Origin of the sequence: Alteromonas sp. ASW11-130 (assembly GCF_026183735.1) — a bacterium.
In the GTDB taxonomy this organism is placed as follows: Bacteria; Pseudomonadota; Gammaproteobacteria; order Enterobacterales; family Alteromonadaceae; genus Alteromonas.
This window is the reverse complement of the sequence record NZ_JAPFRE010000005.1, coordinates 209,805-229,795: the sequence shown is the minus strand read 5'-3', so window position 1 is coordinate 229,795 and position 19,991 is coordinate 209,805. Positions and strand designations below refer to the sequence as shown.

Annotated in this window: 23 protein-coding genes; 14 read left to right on the top strand and 9 right to left on the bottom strand. The window is 41.3% G+C overall.

The genetic code is table 11. From position 1 onward, the window contains the following. Positions 1 to 252: 252 nt before the first annotated feature. Together OPS28_RS01985 and OPS28_RS01980 are read right to left on the bottom strand one after the other, a co-directional pair. Complete coding sequence (locus OPS28_RS01985) at positions 253 to 516, bottom strand: hypothetical protein (RefSeq protein ID WP_265607737.1); 264 nt, start codon at positions 514 to 516, stop codon at positions 253 to 255. A 121-nt stretch (positions 517 to 637) separates the two neighbouring features. Further along, on the bottom strand, positions 638 to 1,306 hold the full coding sequence (locus OPS28_RS01980) for an HNH endonuclease family protein (protein ID WP_265607736.1): 669 nt from the start codon (positions 1,304 to 1,306) through the stop codon (positions 638 to 640). A gap of 591 nt (positions 1,307 to 1,897) precedes the next feature. Here OPS28_RS01980 and OPS28_RS01975 point away from each other — a divergent pair. From OPS28_RS01975 to OPS28_RS01955, 5 genes are all read left to right on the top strand, one after another. Continuing rightward, positions 1,898 to 3,589 carry a hypothetical protein gene (locus OPS28_RS01975; RefSeq protein WP_265607735.1) on the top strand — a complete coding sequence of 564 codons (1,692 nt, stop codon included), beginning with the start codon at positions 1,898 to 1,900 and terminating at the stop codon, positions 3,587 to 3,589. 599 nt (positions 3,590 to 4,188) lie between these two features. Beyond that, positions 4,189 to 4,572 carry a MerR family transcriptional regulator gene (locus tag OPS28_RS01970; protein ID WP_265607734.1) on the top strand — a complete coding sequence of 128 codons (384 nt, stop codon included), beginning with the start codon at positions 4,189 to 4,191 and terminating at the stop codon, positions 4,570 to 4,572. 77 nt (positions 4,573 to 4,649) lie between these two features. Beyond that, positions 4,650 to 4,994: a mercuric transporter MerT family protein gene (locus OPS28_RS01965; RefSeq protein WP_014951207.1), complete on the top strand. Its 345-nt coding sequence runs from the start codon at positions 4,650 to 4,652 to the stop codon at positions 4,992 to 4,994. Between the two features lie 32 nt (positions 4,995 to 5,026). Next, positions 5,027 to 5,302: a mercury resistance system periplasmic binding protein MerP gene (gene merP / locus OPS28_RS01960; protein WP_265607733.1), complete on the top strand. Its 276-nt coding sequence runs from the start codon at positions 5,027 to 5,029 to the stop codon at positions 5,300 to 5,302. Positions 5,303 to 5,351: 49 nt separating this feature from the next. Beyond that, positions 5,352 to 5,564: a GDCCVxC domain-containing (seleno)protein gene (locus tag OPS28_RS01955; RefSeq protein WP_081502319.1), complete on the top strand. Its 213-nt coding sequence runs from the start codon at positions 5,352 to 5,354 to the stop codon at positions 5,562 to 5,564. Positions 5,565 to 5,594: 30 nt separating this feature from the next. Here the strand turns inward: OPS28_RS01955 and OPS28_RS01950 are convergent, their stop codons facing one another. Then, positions 5,595 to 7,115 carry an ISNCY family transposase gene (locus OPS28_RS01950; protein WP_265607750.1) on the bottom strand — a complete coding sequence of 507 codons (1,521 nt, stop codon included), beginning with the start codon at positions 7,113 to 7,115 and terminating at the stop codon, positions 5,595 to 5,597. A gap of 332 nt (positions 7,116 to 7,447) precedes the next feature. Here OPS28_RS01950 and OPS28_RS01945 point away from each other — a divergent pair, with 332 nt between their 5' ends. Together OPS28_RS01945 and OPS28_RS01940 are read left to right on the top strand one after the other, a co-directional pair. After that, on the top strand, positions 7,448 to 7,978 hold the full coding sequence (locus OPS28_RS01945) for a DUF3592 domain-containing protein (RefSeq protein WP_265607732.1): 531 nt from the start codon (positions 7,448 to 7,450) through the stop codon (positions 7,976 to 7,978). Between the two features lie 115 nt (positions 7,979 to 8,093). Next, the gene (locus OPS28_RS01940) at positions 8,094 to 8,678 is read left to right on the top strand and encodes a hypothetical protein (protein ID WP_265607731.1); all 585 of its coding nucleotides are present in this window, start codon (positions 8,094 to 8,096) and stop codon (positions 8,676 to 8,678) included. A gap of 244 nt (positions 8,679 to 8,922) precedes the next feature. Here OPS28_RS01940 and OPS28_RS01935 read toward each other — a convergent pair whose 3' ends face one another. Genes OPS28_RS01935 through OPS28_RS01925 form a run of 3 tightly spaced genes read right to left on the bottom strand, consistent with a single transcriptional unit; the run spans position 8,923 to position 10,677 of the window. Further along, the gene (locus OPS28_RS01935) at positions 8,923 to 9,729 is read right to left on the bottom strand and encodes an ImmA/IrrE family metallo-endopeptidase (RefSeq protein WP_265607730.1); all 807 of its coding nucleotides are present in this window, start codon (positions 9,727 to 9,729) and stop codon (positions 8,923 to 8,925) included. Next, positions 9,710 to 10,138: a hypothetical protein gene (locus OPS28_RS01930; RefSeq protein WP_265607729.1), complete on the bottom strand. Its 429-nt coding sequence runs from the start codon at positions 10,136 to 10,138 to the stop codon at positions 9,710 to 9,712. The genes OPS28_RS01935 and OPS28_RS01930 overlap by 20 nt, the downstream gene beginning before the upstream one ends. Further along, positions 10,138 to 10,677: a hypothetical protein gene (locus OPS28_RS01925; RefSeq protein WP_265607728.1), complete on the bottom strand. Its 540-nt coding sequence runs from the start codon at positions 10,675 to 10,677 to the stop codon at positions 10,138 to 10,140. Before OPS28_RS01925 ends, OPS28_RS01930 begins: the two co-directional genes overlap by 1 nt. Positions 10,678 to 10,802: 125 nt before the next feature. Here OPS28_RS01925 and OPS28_RS01920 point away from each other — a divergent pair, with 125 nt between their 5' ends. From OPS28_RS01920 to OPS28_RS01890, 7 genes are all read left to right on the top strand, one after another. After that, on the top strand, positions 10,803 to 11,168 hold the full coding sequence (locus tag OPS28_RS01920) for a metal-dependent hydrolase (RefSeq protein ID WP_265607727.1): 366 nt from the start codon (positions 10,803 to 10,805) through the stop codon (positions 11,166 to 11,168). Positions 11,169 to 11,188: 20 nt separating this feature from the next. Beyond that, positions 11,189 to 12,226, top strand: a complete 1,038-nt coding sequence (locus tag OPS28_RS01915) for a nucleotidyltransferase domain-containing protein (RefSeq protein WP_265607726.1) — start codon at positions 11,189 to 11,191, stop codon at positions 12,224 to 12,226. Positions 12,227 to 12,228: 2 nt separating this feature from the next. Next, entirely contained in the window at positions 12,229 to 13,953 is a 1,725-nt protein-coding gene (locus OPS28_RS01910; protein ID WP_265607725.1) for a ThiF family adenylyltransferase, read from the top strand. Continuing rightward, positions 13,937 to 14,416, top strand: a complete 480-nt coding sequence (locus tag OPS28_RS01905; RefSeq protein ID WP_265607724.1) for a Mov34/MPN/PAD-1 family protein — start codon at positions 13,937 to 13,939, stop codon at positions 14,414 to 14,416. Before OPS28_RS01910 ends, OPS28_RS01905 begins: the two co-directional genes overlap by 17 nt. After that, complete coding sequence (locus OPS28_RS01900; protein WP_265607723.1) at positions 14,413 to 15,981, top strand: SAVED domain-containing protein; 1,569 nt, start codon at positions 14,413 to 14,415, stop codon at positions 15,979 to 15,981. The genes OPS28_RS01905 and OPS28_RS01900 overlap by 4 nt, the downstream gene beginning before the upstream one ends. A gap of 278 nt (positions 15,982 to 16,259) precedes the next feature. Next, complete coding sequence (locus OPS28_RS01895; protein ID WP_265607722.1) at positions 16,260 to 16,772, top strand: hypothetical protein; 513 nt, start codon at positions 16,260 to 16,262, stop codon at positions 16,770 to 16,772. Between the two features lie 638 nt (positions 16,773 to 17,410). Beyond that, a complete protein-coding gene (locus OPS28_RS01890; RefSeq protein ID WP_265607721.1) occupies positions 17,411 to 17,743 on the top strand; it encodes a hypothetical protein in 333 nt (110 codons plus the stop codon). Positions 17,744 to 17,916: 173 nt separating this feature from the next. On the opposite strand, the gene OPS28_RS01885 is transcribed toward OPS28_RS01890, so the two are convergent. The 3 genes from OPS28_RS01885 to OPS28_RS01875 form a co-directional block, all read right to left on the bottom strand. Then, complete coding sequence (locus OPS28_RS01885) at positions 17,917 to 18,132, bottom strand: hypothetical protein (protein ID WP_265607720.1); 216 nt, start codon at positions 18,130 to 18,132, stop codon at positions 17,917 to 17,919. Positions 18,133 to 18,293: 161 nt separating this feature from the next. Then, positions 18,294 to 18,575 (bottom strand): hypothetical protein, encoded by a 282-nt coding sequence (locus tag OPS28_RS01880; protein ID WP_265607719.1) that lies wholly within the window; start codon positions 18,573 to 18,575, stop codon positions 18,294 to 18,296. Between the two features lie 69 nt (positions 18,576 to 18,644). Then, entirely contained in the window at positions 18,645 to 19,991 is a 1,347-nt protein-coding gene (locus tag OPS28_RS01875; RefSeq protein ID WP_265607718.1) for a hypothetical protein, read from the bottom strand.

The window sequence follows — 19,991 nt, the reverse complement described above, 5'->3', positions numbered from 1 at the left end:
ATCCACTTCGAAGGGCGACTGGATAGTGTATTAGATATTTAAGCCTAACTAGCTGACACAGAATTCTGAACGCCCTCTTTTTATTAGTAGCATGACCGTTGATTACCTCATTCGTGTCATTAAAATCTTAATGAGCCAAGGTCTGCTTCACGTACTCGGCAGACCACCATTGCACATAGTATCTTTATGGCCCTCTCAGGAAAGTCTGCGCTTTTGTCTTAAATAAATCTATTCACGTTACTAAACATCGGTTTACTTGCTTACAAGCTGTAAGCGGGAGCCTTTATACGAATATCCTCTTAATAGAATAAGTATATCTTCCTCTAGCAAAACCATTTCATCAATCAGCTCTTCATCCGTAAACGCTGAAAACGTTGGGTCTCTCCGAACATCAATAAGAGGCTTTGCTCTCGAAACAAAACGTCTGAACGCCTCTGCACCGTCAATATCAGAGGTATAAGCGAGGTAGGTGTCGGCGACAATTGCCTTTACTTCATTTGTGTATGTGCATTCCATGTCAAAAACCTATTTACAATAGCAATACGAATAAATCTAGCTTGCTTTCTTCGAACAAGTAACTGGACTAACGCACGGTTATTCAATGTTTCGCAATGACTCTTCCATCGTCTAACGTAGGCTAATTACCTATACAGGCTTTCTGCATTCTGTTGATGACTCTTTTTTCACTAGGAATAAGTAGAAGCCCATATTTGTCAATTACGCCCATAAACCGCTTTATGTACTCACATCGGTAAGCACGATTTGGGGGTAACCACTCATCTAAACCTTTTGCACCTTTATGTCTATTGAGAGATGCTTTAACAGGTAGAAGGTTTTGAGGGTCATTCGCAAATGTCTGTCGTTTATCTCGGAACCATTTATCGCCACCATGACCGTGCGCAAACTTTAGCGGAACAATGTGGTCAAGATCGAGTTCAGTAGAATCAGTAAATGTGCTACCCGAATACGGATCGTACCATTCACCGTTCACTACTTGGCATCCTTTTTCTGTTTTAAACTCGACTGGAATGCTGGATGTTGATATCAACATTTCATGGCGTGTATTCTGGCAGTCACTGTCATCATCAATCCAATGCGGCCAATCGGCTCTTTCATATTCAGAGGTAAAGGCTCTACCTTCGCTAACAGCTTCTTTTTCCGCTTGTTGATATGTCGATTTTGTTTTAGGTAATCGACCACCACTTTCAAGGCAGGCCTCAATAGTACTAAAGGCTTCGAAATTCTTGGTTCGATTGTAGGATGCACTCGAAGCATCATGACATATCCCCGATGTACTTTTCTTCACTTGGGCGTATGCGTCATTAGAAAACGTGCATGCGAATATAAAAAAGCTCATTAGAAAAAGTATTGATGTATTTCGAATCATGACTGCCTTATTCTTATTCCTTTTACATTTATGTTATGATGCCAAGGTTCTTGGTTATTATCACCTTTAAACGCCTTCCTGATTTTTCCGATGTTAAATACCGAATATTAGAGGCTAGCACGAATCAGCTTTGTTTTATGGCCTGCAACTGCTATTAACAGCAACTATTTTTAGCTTTTATTATTTGAATGTGTTGGATAGATCTATACTAAACGGCCATCCTCTTGCAGTAGAAGAGCTTCTTTGAGCGAAGCGGATCGTCACCACAGCCAAGGCGATGGTCTGCTGAAGACACATAACTTTACAGTTTTAAAAATGTTGAAATTCTGAAAGGTTGACTTTAGAATGGAACTAGCAGAAGTGGGGCTGCTGGTATCCGCAAAATATTACATTCCGACGAAAAAAATCCCAAAAAGTCAGCAATAAATTCTATTTCAATTTTCTGCAATAATGCAAAGCAGCACAGATCGGGCGGGTTTCTATGTTGTGCATAATATTATTGGAGAGAATATGCCTACACTTCACCCTCTACTGAAAAATGTAAAAAAACAAGCGCAGAATTTAAGTCGTTTGCAGAATATCCAACTTAGCGAAGCTTACGAAATTATTGCGTGGGCTATTTATCATTGCCCTAACTATCAAGATTTACGACGAAGAATACTTTCATCTAGCAATCAATCTCAATGGTTTGAATTAGCCACTCTAAACAGTCAATCAAGCGGACGCGAACTAAAAAAATTGAAATCTGTGCTTCCTGTTTTAGTTGATAGACTTAACTCTCGAATACTTTGCAATACAAACCGATTAGGCTTAACAGAAAAAATTTTTGAAATCTTTGATTTGCCAAAGCAAGAAAAAATTTTCGATTCACTCTTCTTAAATTTAAGTGAAGGCTCCGAGTGGAAGGATCTGAATATAGATCGATGTCCAGACTTAACTGTTCTCGAGAGCAAACTATGGCTCAATAAAATTTGCTATAGGCTTCTCGCGTTTAATGTATTTATGCCAACTTTCTGGCCCCTCAAGGAAGAAGAGTTTTTCGATATCGTAGATGAATTAGCTCCAACCAATGCAGACCAGTTTTGTTTAAATATTACTAAGCCGAAAGCATTGCAAGAAGCTGTATTCAATTATATCCAAGCCAGACTTAAAGACCCTGAAGCAGAACTTCCTGAGTTTTTTTGTCATTTGGAAGAGCCTTCACCTCGAGCCCAAAAAATTGAGAAATACATTCAAAAACTCCTAAAAATTGACGGAGTAGGTGAATGGATGGATACAGATGACCAACCTATACCCTTTGGGTTAAGGGGACAAGGAATGCAATCCTTCACCTATCTGATTTTTGGATATCCAATTGCCTCAGATGAAACTCGAGTAACTAATGATTGGGTTATGGGACCAGATAAGTGCCCAATAAATGATTCTCAAGTCTTTCTATTAAACGGCAGTCCAGTGGCTCTTGAGTGGATTTCGGTAGACCCGGTCACGCTAGAACATAACTATGACTACAACGAATATTTTAAAACAATCTTTGAACTTTGTTCAGAGCAGGATAGCTTTTCACCCTTTTTTGAGCAGCAGAAGAACCTAAATCAATTACTGATTATTAAGCCTGCTAGCAATACTCAAATCAAAAGGGACCTTCAACTTAGACCACACGTGGAGAATGGCTTCGAAACATGGTTTATAAAAGTAGAAAACTCTGTGCTCGCGGAAGAAGTGATAGAAAAAGTTTACAAAAGGGATTTTTTTGTACACGAAAATAAGTTTGGTACGAAGGAGATTGTCTGCAAAATATCTGGCACATGGGAAAAAGCGCCCAAGCTCGGAGTTTCCCTCAAAATTTTAAGTAATTGCAGCGAGCGGACAACGAACCTCATAACAGCAATGTCGTGCCGAAAAACAGATAAAGAAACTACATTATATATAACCATTACTGAGTGGTTTATTAATGTATCTGATGTAATCAACTACGGAAAGCTAGTAAAAGCAATGAAAAACGGATTAGTCTACAAAGTTGTCGAAGGCATGTTTTCAAGAATAGATGATAATGTTGATGAGCTTAAGAATACCTTACCCATTCTACCCGCCGAAGAGTCAAATATGCTCAATTCTTTTGAGCTGCCAGATGATATATTTATGAATCCACTTCGATTCGCCCAGCATACACGACGATCACAATATGAGAGAGACTCTTACTAAGAGAAATTCAATTCTTCTATAAACGACTTGCTCGATGAGACAATTGTGCAAGTCGTCTTAAAATTTGATGAGTGTAATTATCGAAAATTATATCCGTTCGATAAAAACTATTGCCATCAATAACTGGAGTTAACTGTATGAAACTCGGGGTAGAAATCCTATCAGATAATACCGATCCTATGGAACTCTTGAAACTCTTAGCCAAAGAGAAGTTTAAAGCGTCTGACATACACCGTATAGAGAATACTGACAAAATTAATATTGATGCGGGAATAAATGATATTAGGGCAGAGGTGGAGGAGGACAATGTTTTACTATTCTTTATAAGATACAAGACTGATGAAAGTTACTTTCGAAATATCATCCTAGAATTTTGTAGAGAGCAATCTCTATCTGTCAGATTCAGATGAAATCATAAAAAAGTGTAGTAGTGTGAATACCAAGGGATTATGTCGGTCTAATTACCGAGCGATTTTGTCGTATTTAAGGTAACAGTTAGTATTATCCACTTCAATAAATATGCAAATATTTCCTTTGAAGCATGAGTTAATTAGACGTTTTGTATATTATTGAATTAACCAGAATATTAAAGGTAGCCAATGTATACAATCAGTAAACTTGCAAAAGAGGCAAATGTTGGTGTAGAGACCATTCGTTTCTATGAACGCAAAGGCTTACTTAAACAACCCATCAAACCAATGCAGGGTTACAGGCAATATACAGAACAAGCACTTTCAAGAGTATTGTTCATAAAGCGTGCACAGTATTTAGGTTTTACGTTGGCGGAAATATCATCATTATTAAGATTAAGTGGTGGTAATTGTGAAGATGTTCAGCAACTCGCTGAACAAAAGCTTGCAGTAATTGAAGGTAAGTTAAGAGATTTGCTTAACCTTAAAGACAGTCTTGTCTCGCTCATTTCAGACTGTAAAACTAATCCAAGTGATAAAGATTGCCCAATCATTCAGTCACTTCAACCGTAAAATGACTCATCACTTGACTCCGTACCCATATACGGAGTTTATACTATGCTTAAAAGAATAGTGTAATAAACCTAAATATGGCAAAAAGTAGTCAACTATCAATCTTAGGCGGGCTTGCCGCAGCAATCGGTGCAAGTGCCTGCTGTGCTGGGCCTCTTGTTCTACTTTTATTGGGTATAAGTGGTTCATGGATTAGTCATTTAACACTCTTAGACCCTTATCGTCCTATTTTTATATTCGTGGTTGTAGTTTTATTTGGCTTTGCTGGGTGGAAGATACATCAGCCTGTTGAAAACTGTGCGGATGACGAGGCCTGTGCAGTCCCAAAGGTAAGAACACGACGAAAAGCAGTATTTTGGTTTACCACACTGTTGGCGTTTGTTTTTGTTACCAGCAACTACTGGATCATATGGGTCGTGTAGGTGCTACCACTTAACTCTAATTGGAGAGAAAAATGAAGAAGTTATTGATTACAACTTTATTGTTGATAAGCAGCACGGCGACGTTTGCAAAAGATGCAACTGTTACGTTAGAAGTTCCGTCTATGGATTGTGTAACGTGCCCGATAACAGTAGAAAAAGCACTTGAGCGCGTTAAAGGCGTTAAACAAGTGGAAGTGACATTTGAAAATAAACTTGCTGTTGTAACATTTGACGATGAAATAACAAATCCTGATGCACTAACAAAGGCTACAAAGAATGCTGGTTATACTTCACTAGTGAAGTCGTAAGGCCGTCGCTAGTTGAACGATATTGAAACCCTCAGAGGAACACTAAACTATGGCGAAAATAGAACTCTCATCGACGATTACTTGCCCACATTGCGATTACAGCCAGCAAGAAGAAATGCCAACCACTGCATGCCAATTTTTTTATGAATGCACTAAATGTAAATCACTGCTAAAGCCTTTGAGCGGCGACTGCTGCGTTTATTGCTCATATGGAACAGTGAAATGCCCGCCAATTCAAGAGGGCAACAGTTGTTGTAATTAAAAAGTAGTCAGTTAAACAACTGGCTATTTATTATGCTGATTCATACAAAGCTAGTGATCTCTCAATTCTCAGTGCGGTTGTATTCATATCATTCCTCAACCAAATACTGCGCACGCCATTTGGGCTAACATCAATGCCTAATGCTTCTGTTAGCTTATGTGCCACCTTCTGCTGACCAAGGTGAGGATGTTTAAGAGAGAACTCGATTACCGCTTTCTCGATTCCAATATCCACACAGTTTTTGTGCCGTAGATTAGGTGTTTCTTGGCGTTTTAATGCTTCAGGGCCACCTTGCTTAACCAGTCTTAAGTGACGATATATCGTGTCACGTGACACGCCACTTTGGCGCGATGCTTTAGAGACGTTACCGAGTTTCTCAACTAAGGCCAACACCTCTAGTTTCTTTTGAACCTCTAAATCTTCAATTGCTAATTTACTAAGCTCATTGACTTCAGAAACGGCAATTTCTCTTCCAGCGAAGTGAGCGGTAAACCCTTTTTCACTCGTGTTCCTTATCTCGATTTTCTGATTGGCAATGGAGTGCTTGAGCGGTGAATCTATTAGGTAGAACTTGTTGCCATAACTGAAGGTATGGTCATTACGTATTTTGCGGTGATCTTTAATGACGCATATATTATCAAGGTTGATGTGTTTCGACAGAGGCGTAAATTCAGGTGCTTGCTTTGATTTAACTTGAATTTTGGTTTGCCAGAACTGCGGAATAAAGACGTGTTTAAGGTAGGCATTGGCGGCAGCAATATCATTGATATTGTTCAACCTAAGCTCGGGAACAAGACGGTCTTGGAAGGTATCGAATGCTCGCTCAATACGGCCTTTGCCTTGTGGTGAATTGGCAAAGATGATTTCAATCCCTAGCTCTTCGCAAGCCCTCTGCATCTGTGAGAAGTTGCAGCGTTTAGGGCCGCCAAAGATACCGGCTCTATCGACATAAAGCGTTTTGAACACGCCTTTGGTTTCAATACAATCTCGCATCACTTTTAAACAACCAACCGTCCTTTCTGAGGGAAAGAACTCGGCGTAGACTTCACTGGTTGCATCATCAATCATGGCAATTAAACAGTGCTTTTTATCCCCAAACCAGAGATGTGGACTGCCATCCATTTGCATCATTAGACCCGGTGCTTCCATGCGCTCTCTGCGTTTTCGAGCATTGCTACGTCTTCGTTTGGCTCGTTTAACATGATGAATATCATGTGCCCAACCACGCAGTGTCTCTCGTTTCACGACAATGTGTTCATCGGTTTCTAGCTTTTCCGCAAGATGGAGCAAATTTAAATCAAAATACTTTTCTTTGATTAAGGCCTGCACCGCTTTTTTTATTGATACCGGCGTTTTGTTGGGTGGGGCTTTACCACTGTTACCATGAATAGCGAATTGAATACCAACTTGCTGATATTGCTTTACATGGCGTTCAATGGTGCGTCGAGACTTGCTGAGTAACTTAGCAGCATTGACAATTGTTATCCTGCCTTCAGCCACTTTAGCTATTATATCAACGGTGAGTTGAGCTTTAGAATCCATCACAATCATCCTCAACATGCCTTTTAGTATTCAAAAAACAAAACACTAACAGGCACATAAAAAAATGACCGACAAATCCCCTTGGTAATTAGCAATTACGACAGAATCGCTTGGTGTTAACATGATTAATTGGATTAGTCACCACTTTATCTGACACTTTTTATAACAGAGCGAGATCAAATCTTACAGTCTCTAGTGTACGTAAACCGGACATTTCATAATTATTTTCCATGAAAACACAAGGTATGGTTTTAATGAGTGGCGGTTGTTACTATGAAGCTTCAGCTATGAGCCCTGCACTGAATATTTTCACTTTTCAAAATTGAAATATGGATTACATATTGGCCAAAGTAAATAAAGACAAAAATGACAAAATAGCGCGAATTATCCTTCACATTTTTCTTACTGTGGCTTTTTTTTTAATGTTTATTATGTTGAAAAACATTATAACTTCAATATACGGCAACATTAATTCAATTCATTGGATTTCAGTTGATGCGAAATTGTTGAACGCATCAATCCAAACAACGACAACTTCCCATAGCTCTTCAAATACAACCGTGTACACCTATCACGGCCCTCAGATTACCTATCAATACGATTTTGAGGGCGTTAATTGCATTGGGCGTAGGGTCTGGTGGGTTGAAGGTACAGATAATGGCCCCTTGGAACAATTAGCTTATAAATTTAAATCTTATTATAAAGCTGACAAGCACATTCGAGTCTTTATCAATCCAGATAATCCTTGTGAAGCTGTCGCAGATAGATCTGTTCACTGGTCAAAATTAACAACATCCGTAGTTATTCTTTTGGTGCTGTTGCTATTCGGGGGAGGCATAATGTACCTCTTACTTAAAATGCGAAAAAAGTAATGGTCTTGTGACAAGCGGGTTAAATGATAAGGCGCAGCATCTGGCTCGGTTTCGCTTCGCAGCTAAGCATTACCATCGATTTTGGCGATGGCTATTTATGAAAGGAGTAATATTTGTGGATAAAATTAATAGTGTCATACGCAGCCAAGAGAGCACAGGTGGCATTTTCCTTCAAATTTCCGGTATCGTTTTATTGCTGCCTGCAATTACCCTTCTTTGCATATCAACTGACACAAACCCACCTGCTACATACTTATTTTCTGGTTTTTTTCTCTCGTTCTCTATTCTCTTATTGACGATAGGGACTTATCAAAAGCGGAAATTTTATAAGTTAGGCAAGACCCCATTAACATTAACGCCATCATTCTGCACAATTGGTGAGGAGTTTAAAGGCTCTATTGAAATTGGTAAGCCAAACTTTAATAGTGTTAAAAAAATAACAATTTCTTTATGGCGGCGAAGCAAAACGGCCGGTGATGGGAGTCGGCAAGATAAAGTTTGGGAGTCAAGTTCAACAGCAAAGATTAACCATTTAGACGACAAAACCATCTTGGAGTTTAGTTTCACTATCCCGCACGATAAGGAACCAACAAGAAAAGCGTTCTTCTCAAGCTATAAATATTATTGGGAGGCGAGTTTCGAGTTTGTTGAATCAATGCAAAGTATAAAAAGAACGTGGGAAATCCCTGTGAAAATATAGCAAGCGCCACTAGTACGAAATCATATACTATGCGTTACTCGCTTTCACTCAAACACTGACAGAAAACTGCTAGATACCACCTGCGACTGAAGTGCGCGTTAAACGTTCGCTTCTTGTCTTTTGCCGACCTTCACTTTATAGGTGTCGGTTGGCCGTAATGCGCAAGTACCAATCTGTCAGGTTAAGTCGAGACTGATTCATGTTACATATTTTTGATTGCTCACATTTTTCAATTGTTAAGGAATTATTCGCCAATCTCACCTTTTTGTATAAATTGCCAGATAGGTTCATCATCCTCCCACCAGACAAGTGTTATAAAGATATCATCGTGATAGTGGAAGGCGTTCTCATGGACAACACCCAAGTCTGTTAGGTCTCGTCTACACCATACTTCCCCATCCGTTAAGCCATATCCTGACTTTTTACCGTTGTGAATCAATTCATAAGTGCGTGAATGTTCAGGTGCGAGTTGAGGTGGAAGGAATTCGTAGGGTAAAGATTCGTTTGCTTTGAACAATCGTCGTCTTCCTTTTGAATCATACATTGCGAAAAAGCCCATGTGATGCTGACTTCCGATCACGCGTCGAAGTGCGGCCATGAAACTTACATCGAACGCGCTAACTACTTCACTGAGCAAAGACTGATCGAGAGGTCTGTCTTGCAGAACAGGTTTTAGTAGATAGGTGGGTAGCAGTAGCTCTGATGCATATTCATTTGCTATTACTTCTCGCGATTTTCCAGCTCCAGACGGCGAGTCCATATCATGCTTTGAACAGAGGTTTCCGACTTTCCCTCTGTCTTTAAACCAATGTCCTAATTCATGACCGATTGAAAAACGTTGACGTTGTGGGCTGCTTTTTTCGTTTACTGTGATTGTGGCTTTGTCACCTGCACCAATGATCATGGCTTCACAGCCTGTAAGCTGTCCCTGAAGCACAGTAGCGGAACGATCAAAAGCAATAGCTTCAATGTCGATTTCTGTGGGAGAAGTTATACCATAGCGATCAATATAAAGGCTTTCGACGTGCTGCTTAATCCTTGCTATCGTCAATCTCGACTACTCCCATGTTGACTAGGTCTTCGAGTATTTTTTCAGCATCATGATCGGTGAACTCCTCGCCATCACGAAATGCCAGCGTGAGGTTTTCTGGAAGTTTTCCTTGAGCCATAAGCTTAATAAGCATTCCTTTCGCATCAGTTCCTTTCCTTACTAGCGTTTCACGGATAGTAGACTTTTTGTATAGCTCACGTTGTCTTTCAAGCCCTTGACGCGCAGCCTGCAACACACTGAGTGGAGTAGGCTTTTGATGTGATGTCAGTCTCGATACAACGCGAGCTTTCACAACGTCTAAATCAGACACATAGTGATTTAATTCTTTATTTAGCTGTTTGTCAGACATTTGTGCAATCTTATCGAGCATAATATCATCCAACAGCTCATTTGCTTCCTTGTTTACCATTACATAGACCCCTTCATCTGCGATGATGCCTTTCTTGTGATTTTCCTACGCATGCTGTCATATGCAGTTTCATTCCCGTTGAATAAGTCTTCAACAATCTGTGATTTTTTGATGCCTTGTTCTGTTGCTGCTAAAAAAGCGCTAGCATCTTCATCTTCTTTGAAAAGTGAAGTGAGCATTGACCACCGTTGGTCTGATTTTTCCGAATAGCCATCCAGTAAACTACCCGCAATAGACTCATCGTCCAAAGGTGACGTATTTCTCATGGCCTCATCACTGCGCTTGGTAAGCATCTCGTAACTAACGCTCTTCATTATCTGATTAATCGCAGTATATACCTTCACGCCTTTCGGTAAGTGCCGTTTACCCTCTAGTATCCTAACTATCGCTTCATTTAATAAGTCCTCGCCTTCTATCGGCAAATCGTACTTATCAATGAAGTAATAAGCAGCTCTGAGGCATCTGAGCATGTCTTCCTCACTCATGCTTTGAACTTGCGATATAGCATCGTCGCTATCGAAATATTCGTATCCTTGCATCTACCACTCCATTAGGCGCAAAAAAATTATTTTCTGGACATTGTCCAGTTTTGCTCATTTTTCCGCCTTAGTTAATGAGCACATATTTTCTATGACAGGAAAGAAATTAATAAGAGGAAAAATAAATGTCCAGTGGAACTACACATATGTTCGTCGGATCAGGAGCGGCTGGTCTTGCCGCAATGGTTGATGATCACCCTCATCCAATCACTCACAGCTTACTGCTTGCGCCGCTATTAGGAAGCTTTTCCGGCAAACTCCCAGACTATATAGAGCCTGCTTTACACCCTAATCATCGACAATTTTTTCATAGCATAACATTTGCCGGTTTAATAACCGTCGGTCTTATCAAATGCTACCAATGGAAACCAGAAGAGCCATTAGAAAAATTTATTAGGGGTTTTGTTTTACTCGGTGGGGTCGGGTATCTCAGTCACTTAATCTGTGATTCAACAACACCAAAAGGTTTGCCTCTTGTTGGCAAGCTGTAACGAAGCAAGAGGTAATAATTATGTCTATTCAACGAAAATTCATCAATTTTCATAACGCAATCAAGCTGAGTCGTGAAGATGACAAATACCGGGATGCCAGAGAGAAAGATGAGAGCATTCTAGCGGCGCTAAAGGCAGCATTTAAAGAGGCGGGTTACCCAGTCATAGAAACCTTTATACAAGGTTCATTGAGGACTGCTACCACGATCAAACATCCGAAAAACGATTTTGACATCGACAGAGCACTTGTCATTGACTCTGCAAATGCTCCAGAAGACCCGGTAGAGGTGAAAAAGGTAGTATGTAGCGTTCTTGAAAAGCGCGGTTTTAAAGATGCGAAAATAAAGATGCCCTGCGTGACCGCAGATTACGCCAGCTTAAATCTTCATATTGATATTGTTGTGTATAGGAAAAGTGGCGACAACTATGAGCTGGCGGTAGGGAAGCGTAACTCAGGAGACGCTGTGAAAGAATGGTCGCCATCAGATCCCAAAGGCCTTATCGATAACATCAATGATAAGTCGTCCTACGTTTATATTGGCTCTACCGAGGATAAACTGTGCCAGTATAAACGTCTGGTTCGTTACATGAAGCGTTGGCGTGATGAAAAGTTCGAAGATTCTGTACGAAAGAAGGTTTATTCGATCGGGATCACCGTCATGTTGAAAGAACAGTTTAAGCCTGTACTTAACGAAGAAGGGAAGCCAGACGACCTTCAGGCACTTCGAGACACAGTGGCCGCTATCCTGACTGGGGGGTATTTTAAACCGCAGGTTGATGGAAATTACCGGGTTAAAGTAGATCTGCCTGTCACGCCTTCTAGAGATATCTTTGACGGCAGTAGTGCGGCGACTGGAACCCAATTTTGGAATAAGTTGAATACGGTGTTGCGGAAATTGGATAAAGCGCTGGCGGAAGAATCGCTGAAAAAGCAATGTGATATTTTACGTGAACTGTTTGGTGACGATTTTGAGACTGCTGAAGACGCCAACAGAAACGAAGGTGCAAAAGTTGCTTTTAGCACTGCTGGATCAGTTGGTACGTCGCAGGGAGCGTGATTTTGAAAAATCAGATCTCTCAGTATCTTTCAGAATATGGGTTTGACTGTGAACCGGGCGATTTCTTCGGTCAAGGAGTCGTCAAGGTGTCAACTACCATTTCCGGCTATGCAGCGGAGTTGATGCTTAGAATAGAAGACCGGTTTCTCTCGTTGCCAGAGTTTCTCTTATTAGAACCCTCTAAGTATGGCAAGCTTGCTCACGTTAACATTGAGCGTATTGACGATGTTGAAGTGGGATTGGTTTGTGTAAATGCGCCTGATGCCGTATCTGTTAATTTTGATCAACCTCTGTTGTTAGTCAGAGATTCACTTAAGCGACACATATCCTTGCTGGAATCGGTAATGTCGGATCCTGACTGGAATGACAGAGAGCTTCTGAGAGAGTTTTACAGCAATTGGCTCTTTCTCTGCAAGAGCGGACAGAAACCGTTGTTGATCAATTTTAGCCAGCCCATTTTGCAACGTGTGGATGTTTATGAGCCAATCGAAAAGGCGAAATATGGTCTGCATAGCTACTATGTTGCACATCCTTCTGATTCAGAGATTTCTAAGCTTAGTGAAATGCACTTTTCGATTAAGGAACGTGATAGGAAAGTAGCCGGTAAAGCGGTAGTTATTCCACTTGACCAATTGATACCAGCGCCAAACTCAAATGAGTCTGTTGAAGATTGGTACCTCAAAACAATTAATAGGTTGCCAGATGAAAGACTGAATCAGTTGCGTGATCAATTAGGCCAGTGGAGAGATAAGCACTACTGGATCGTCTTCACTGCAATTACCGTCGATAACAACCGAACATGGTTCGCGTTAAAGCTCGACAATGACAACAAAAAAGCATTGCCCTTATCATCAAATAAAATTGATGGGTGGCGTCTGACTCCTATCAGTGTGCGTGTGTTTAATCAGGAAAATGTGGTGCAACGTGGAGGCGGCTCTACCTCTCTAGCAGACAAGAAGGTTGCTGTTGTTGGTGTCGGGTCGGTAGGAAGCGAAGTCGGGCATAAATTAGCCGCAGCAGGTGTCAGGCATTTGCACTTCATAGATCCTGATTTTTACCAGATTGATAATCTCCATCGCCACATGCTTCCTCAAGCATACATTGATCTGCCGAAGTCGATGGGAATGGTTTATCAGTGTCATGCACAGTTTCCTTGGTCTGATGCTCATTATTCTTGTGAAAGCTTACTGACATTCGTCGAAAAATATCCTTGTGACTTCTTTGACCTCATTGTTATTGCCATCGGTAATCCTTCTCTCGAGCGCTTCTTCAAGCAGCATTTGTTAGATAATAATATCGATGTAACGACGCTGAATTGCTGGCTAGAGGGTTTTGGGGTAGGCGGTCACGCCGTACTTGATATCAGCGGCACGGACGGATGTTTGTTATGTGCGTATGTCGATCATGCTGATGGTTGTCGCGGATTACATTCAAATTTGAATTTCATTGAAGCCAATCAGGATGTGATGAAAAGCATAGCTGGATGTGGGAACCAGTTTATCAGTTACGGCGCTGCCAGCTCCGCGCAAACAGCTGTCATGGCGAGTAGTCTCGCGATCCGGTATTTGGAAGGCAAACAAGCTGATTCTTGTAGAGTCAGTTGGAAAGGGGATGACGATGATGCACAAGCTGAAAACATCAAACTCACTCACCGGTACTACCAATTCAAAGAGTCATTAAAAAGACTCCCGCTGCTCGATGAGGATTGTGATGTATGTAGCCGTTGAATGTATAAGCGAATCTAAGAAGCACATCGTTTACGTAAGCAGGGCGGTATTAGATACATGGCGGACGTTAAAACAAGATAAAAAGCAAAGCACTGAAGCCTTTGGTGTGCTGATAGGCGGGCAAAATCAAAGTGCTTCTCAATTTTGGATTGAGGACTGTACCCAACCATTAGCCAAAGATGACTCGACACGCACCTCTTTTGTTATGCAAGACCCGCGTCATCAGCAGTCTGTTGATAAACATTTCGAAGAATCCAAAGGAACTTCGGGCTATCTTGGGACATGGCACTCCCATCCAGAGCAAATTCCTAGCCCTTCGCATGTTGACCTGAAGGACTGGCATTCATGTTGTGCACGCAATTCAGATAGAAATCTTATCTTTGTGATCGTTGGCATTAGTCATTTCTGCATTTATCACCGCACAGGAACAGAATTTAAACGCATATACAAGGACCTATTATGAGTACTGAGACCGTAGTTATTCATCAAGCACAACACGATCCGATAGGCTCACTTGAGAAATTAGGCGAGTTCATAAACGCTATTGGTACGCTACCCAAATGGAGCGAGGGTGGCGTGCTGACCGATAAATCGGCACAAAACCAGCTGATAGTTTTATTGAGTGAGACCCTAAATGTCAGTGTGCGGCTGAATCTCGTTTTTGGTGAAATTGAAGCCGCTTTTAATAAACTTGGCATAGCAGACGAAGTCCACGTGCGTCATATGCAAGGCAAGCATCTTGAGAGAAAACATCTTGCTTCGATGGAGTCTGTGATTGCCATCTGGAATGAGTCTCAGGCCCAGTCTATGGACATCAAAATAAAGGACCTTCCTGATTTTCTGCGGGCTATTTGGGAAAAGAGGCAAACAAAAGGTAGAGGTAAATCCTTTAGTAAAGGAACGCTTGAGCAACTTGCGCGAGATAGCCACGGATATTGTATGTTCGAGGGGTGTGGAGAAAATCTCAATGTAGAGAAGCTCACTGGGTATACCGGAAACTTTGCATACAATGCCCACATTATTGCCTCTTCAGAGTCAGGGCCTCGAGGCGTTCCGTACTTGTCTGACTACCAATCTGATGATCCAGAGAATGTTTTAGTTTTGTGTGACAAGCATCATCGACTCATAGATAAAGTTGCCGCTGTCGATTTTGATGCAGCTCGCTTATCCCATATGCGCTCAAGCTTCACTCACACAGTGGAATCTCTCTTAGAAGGACTTAGCTTTAAGCCAATCCCTGCTTTCTCTGTTTTATGGCCTGTAGGGGGACATATCGTTTCAGAGCCTGATGATCGCGATATCGCTAATAGTATGTCTAGAATTAGAGCACGATCATTAGGGAGGTTAAATCGACTCAGCCATAATGAGCGCCTTTACAGAAAAAAGGTTGAGGTGTTTGAAAGTAGTATGGCCGACATCGTCAGAGCAGAGGCTGACGAAATCATTCAGCAGACGCAGAACGAGTCATACAAAGCAGCTTTGTTCGCATTTGGCCCTATGCCCGCCTTGGTCGGATTAGGCGCATGCTTGGGTAATAAGTGTGAGATTACTCCAATGTTAAGGTTTCGAGACGGTGGATATTGGATGTGGCCACAAGATTCAGAAGTGCCTAAACCCTATAACATTGCTTTTGACGAGGTCGAACTTGAAGGTAAAGACGAAGTCACTGTGTGTATCGCGATGACGCAATACCCGGAGGCCATGAAACGGACTGCGGAAAAGATCGGGATGCCAACTATTGAAATACAAGCGCTAGCATATGGGAACGCTGCTATTCCTCATCCTGACAACGGGAAACAACTTCGGAACGATTTACACGCTTTACTGCTAAAGCTTTACGATCAATTTTCTATCAGGAAAGTAAATTTACTTATCTGTGCATCCAATGCAGTTAGTGTGTTCGTTGGCCAAGCTTTCGATCTTTACCAGCCATATCTGCTTGTCTATGACTTCGATAGCGAGGTTATGAAGCCTTGTTTGCAAATCCACTATCAGGAACGAAAACTGTCCTTAACTTTACCAAACTAAACCCAACCGAGCTCTCACGAAGACGATTTAAATATTTGTAAATTCTAAAGCTTAGGTGAGCTAATTACGATGTAGATTATGTATTTAAGCAAATTGAATAAAACCAGAGAGCCTGCTGCATACGGAGAGCAGTACGTTTAAGTGGATATTACTTAAATGGCCGTTGTGCGCCAATTGCGGGCATTTCATATTCTTTTCCATGACAACACAGGATATGGTTTTTCATGAGAAACGGGTGTTACTATGAAGTATAAGCAATAGGATGGTAGAGGTTTTCGATGGATTTTGACTTCAACTCAATGGACCGAATAGAAAAGGATTTTTCCGGTCTATTCGTAACACTCTCGATGACTCAGAAAAAAATCAGAGAGCTGCTCGTTGAGCATTCTGATGGAAAAGTGCTCAAAGGAGATGAGTTGGTAGGATGGCTAGGTGAAATCTATACAAAAATTGCTGTAGGTGGTTACCTTGTTGATGACAGCTTCGAGCATGATGTTGAGACAACTAGTGGAATGACGATACCTGTCAAAACGCGCCGTGGTTCAAATAGTGGGTGGACTCGAACTAGCGCTATACCAAAAATTGAAGGAGAAGAAGTCCCTACGCACTTGATGTTTGTGCATCTTGATGAGGATTATGTTGTTTCTGAAATGTGGTTATATCCTTGGCAAGACTTAATCGAGAAAGAGCGTTTTAGGAAGCACATAGTTCGTGGGAATTTCCGCTCGTACTATATGTCGGTAAACCCAACCAAGGATCAAAGATACAAGGTCTATGCCAGCAACCTCTAACATGCGCATGTTTTCGAACTGTGTTTCCATTAAGCTCCAAACCAGCCGCAAATGCTAGCGTTGAACGTCTGCTCCTTGTCTGTAGCTGTCTGTCAGATGAGGTCTCAACCCGCGTCTGACAGGGGCAGATCAGATATGAGCCACTACAGATTAATGTCCTAAAAGTATACGATTACAGGACACTCGCCCCTTTATTCGTATACCTTTCATCCATTCCATACTCGGTGAGTCACTGCTACACCGGTGAGATGAGTGATTAATGCCCTACAAGTATACAGTTACAGGACATTCGCCCCTGTATTCGTATACCTTCCATCCACTCCATACTCGTTGAGTCACTGCTACACCGGTGAGATAAGTGATTAATGCCCTAAAGGTACACAGTTACAGGACATTCACTCCTGTATTTATATACCTTTCATCTATTCCGTCCCCGGTGAGTCTCAACTACACCGGTAAGATGAGTGATCAATACCTTAAAGAAACACAGTTATAGCTTACGCGTCCGAAATCGATGATCTAGCAAAGCTAAATCCGCCAAAGTTGGTTGCACCGATTAATGCAGTTATTAAGCACACTAGCTAAATCAACGAATCGACTATAGTGTACATAAATCTACTTCTTTACTGCGACAAAATATGGCCTCATCAATCCGCGATGAAATAAAAACTATTATCCGCGAAATTGGCATCGACGAAGAGCAGTTTTGCTTATACACAGCGTTACCTGCTCAAGCTCTCAATGATGCAAAACATGCGGATACAAAACGACTCAAAGAAATACTGCTAATAGTCAATATGCTGGAAGCAATGTCCGATTCAAGACGAGATGCTTGGAATTGGTATACAAAACAGACAATTAGGGGGGGTGGAAATATCACATCTTCTCAAGTTGTGATAGAGAATCGAGAATCTGGTGCGTCAGCAGTTATAAATTATATTAAATCAAAAAAACTGGGCGGATTCGAATAAAACGAATAAGTATGGTCACTAAGCTATAAGCCAAGAAAAGATGGGGAAAACTGAGAAACTTTCGCCTGAATATTGAATCCAAAGCCTCGCTCGTGCGGGGCTTTGTTGTCGAAACCCAACTTGCTCTGACGGACTTTGCATTTAATGGCTCAGGTCGCTGTTACTCAAGCGGCCTAAGCCATCTCACCGAATTTCATTTCAAGCACAACTTGCATGAGCCTTGCTCTATCCGAGGGAGTGTTGAAGTAGCTCTTAGACGTTTTTGATCCCAGAATGGAGACGTTGGTATTAAGCCATTCTTCTCTGAGCACAGGATCATCGATTAGGTCGGCTATTTCTGCCTCTAAAGCTTCGATTGTCACTTCAGGCTTGCTGTCACGTTGATCCATTTCTATTCCCAATTACTCGTTAAGCGTGTCGTAAGTGTAGCAGCTAAAATAGGCTGGAATGAACAATGGTCGACGCTAATCGACGATAGTCATTTTTGTATCGCTAAGGCCTTCTGCGCGTTTTACGGGTACGGTAAACACTTATTGATTACTGAAAGTCATCAGTTGTTGCTATACACAAAGTGATTACCGGTAATAAACACAAAATGAGTACCAGACGTCACACCTACTTGGTCCAATAAAATTGCTATCGTGGTCCAGACAAATTGGGTGAATGGTCCATGCTCTTTGGGTTGATGGTTCAGGGGAACCGAATTTTGCACTTTTCTTGAAGCGGCATCATGGTGTTTTTTGCTTATCAAATGGAGGCTGAGTGGCCCATCAAGTTTATTGATGGTGCGGACTAATATTAGTGACCTTTCGGCTGTTGTCTGAACTACCACATCTGAAACCAAATATTGTTTCGATATTCACAGTACTTGTGATGGACGAAGTACTCTGATGTTTGATTTTTACTGTTCTAAAATAGAGTTTTTTGCCTGCAAATTTTCCAATTGTTCTAGCAACTTTTGGTTTTGTGTCTCCTTTTGTTCTGCAACTTCAAGCGCTTTTTGCGTTTCAAGCAAAAGTCTCTGCTTATCCGATTCCAAAGCTTTAATTTTAAGGTCTTGCTTGTTGGCTTCGGTCTGCTGACCTATACGCATGCGACTTTCTACATAATTCTTAAGAGAGCTGCCTGACTTGTGGGTCATTTCTTTTTGCATTTGCAACGCAATAGAGGCTTCATCCGCACTGAATCCAAGCTCAATGGCAACGGCAAGCGTTTTATCAAATTGCTCATTGGAAAACTTATGCCTAAGTGAGTAAATCGACTTTCCTTTTGGCCATCCTAAATCGGCAGTAATCTCGCTAAAAATTTTGCTTATATCGTTTGCCGTATATGGCTTATGACTTTTCGGGTTCAGGAACAAGTGTCCATCATATCTCTTGATGTCATTTTCGTTTAAGAAAGGTTCCAGTTCGTTTTCGATAAAGGACATGACTGATAACGTTGTCGAAACAGGGAACATAATAGGCATCGTATTACCGAACTTCGCTTTTCTGGGCACCACCTCAAAACGGTCCTTTTTCTCTTTAAATAGTTCCCTTTCGACCGTTTCTTTATAAAACTGATATCTCATAAGGCTAGCAATTGAAACTGGGCGACCGCCTGCCATATTGATTATCTGAGCAATTAGCAACAATGACGCTCTTTCATAGCCACTAAAGCACGAAATGATATATTCATTTAACTCATCGAACTCATCTTCGCTGGCTGAGCGGTCTTTATAATTTCGGCTATCACAGTTCTTAAATAGCTTAGGGTAAAGAAAATTGTTATTTGGCTTATCACCTGTAGATATCGCGATATCTCTTTGAAGCAAGGATGAGCTGATCTGATAGAAGATCTGATTATCCGGCGAGTGCCCAAGAATATGCTCCCCGTAAACACCTTGTTTTTGTACCCAGTAATAAAATGCGTAAATCGGCATCAGGAAATCATTATTCGTAGTTTGCTTGGCTAGGTTTTCTTCACCTCGATAACGCGAATCGGCTTTTGTCTCTTCTAGGCTCCAATCTCTGAATCGCTCCATGTGCTCATCATTCATATCCAGCCATGACATATCCTGTTCTCTACTTGCGATGTACTTAAACAGCCGCCTTATTGCTTTCCTATACTTATTTTTAGTTTTCTCATCGCCTTCGAATTCCATTATGAAATCGGTTGGTGCCCAAAGTACTTCGCCATCTTCATATTGATAAACATAATGGTCTTTGCGGTCGTATTTTACCTTTGTTTCTATTAATCCAGTTGCCAT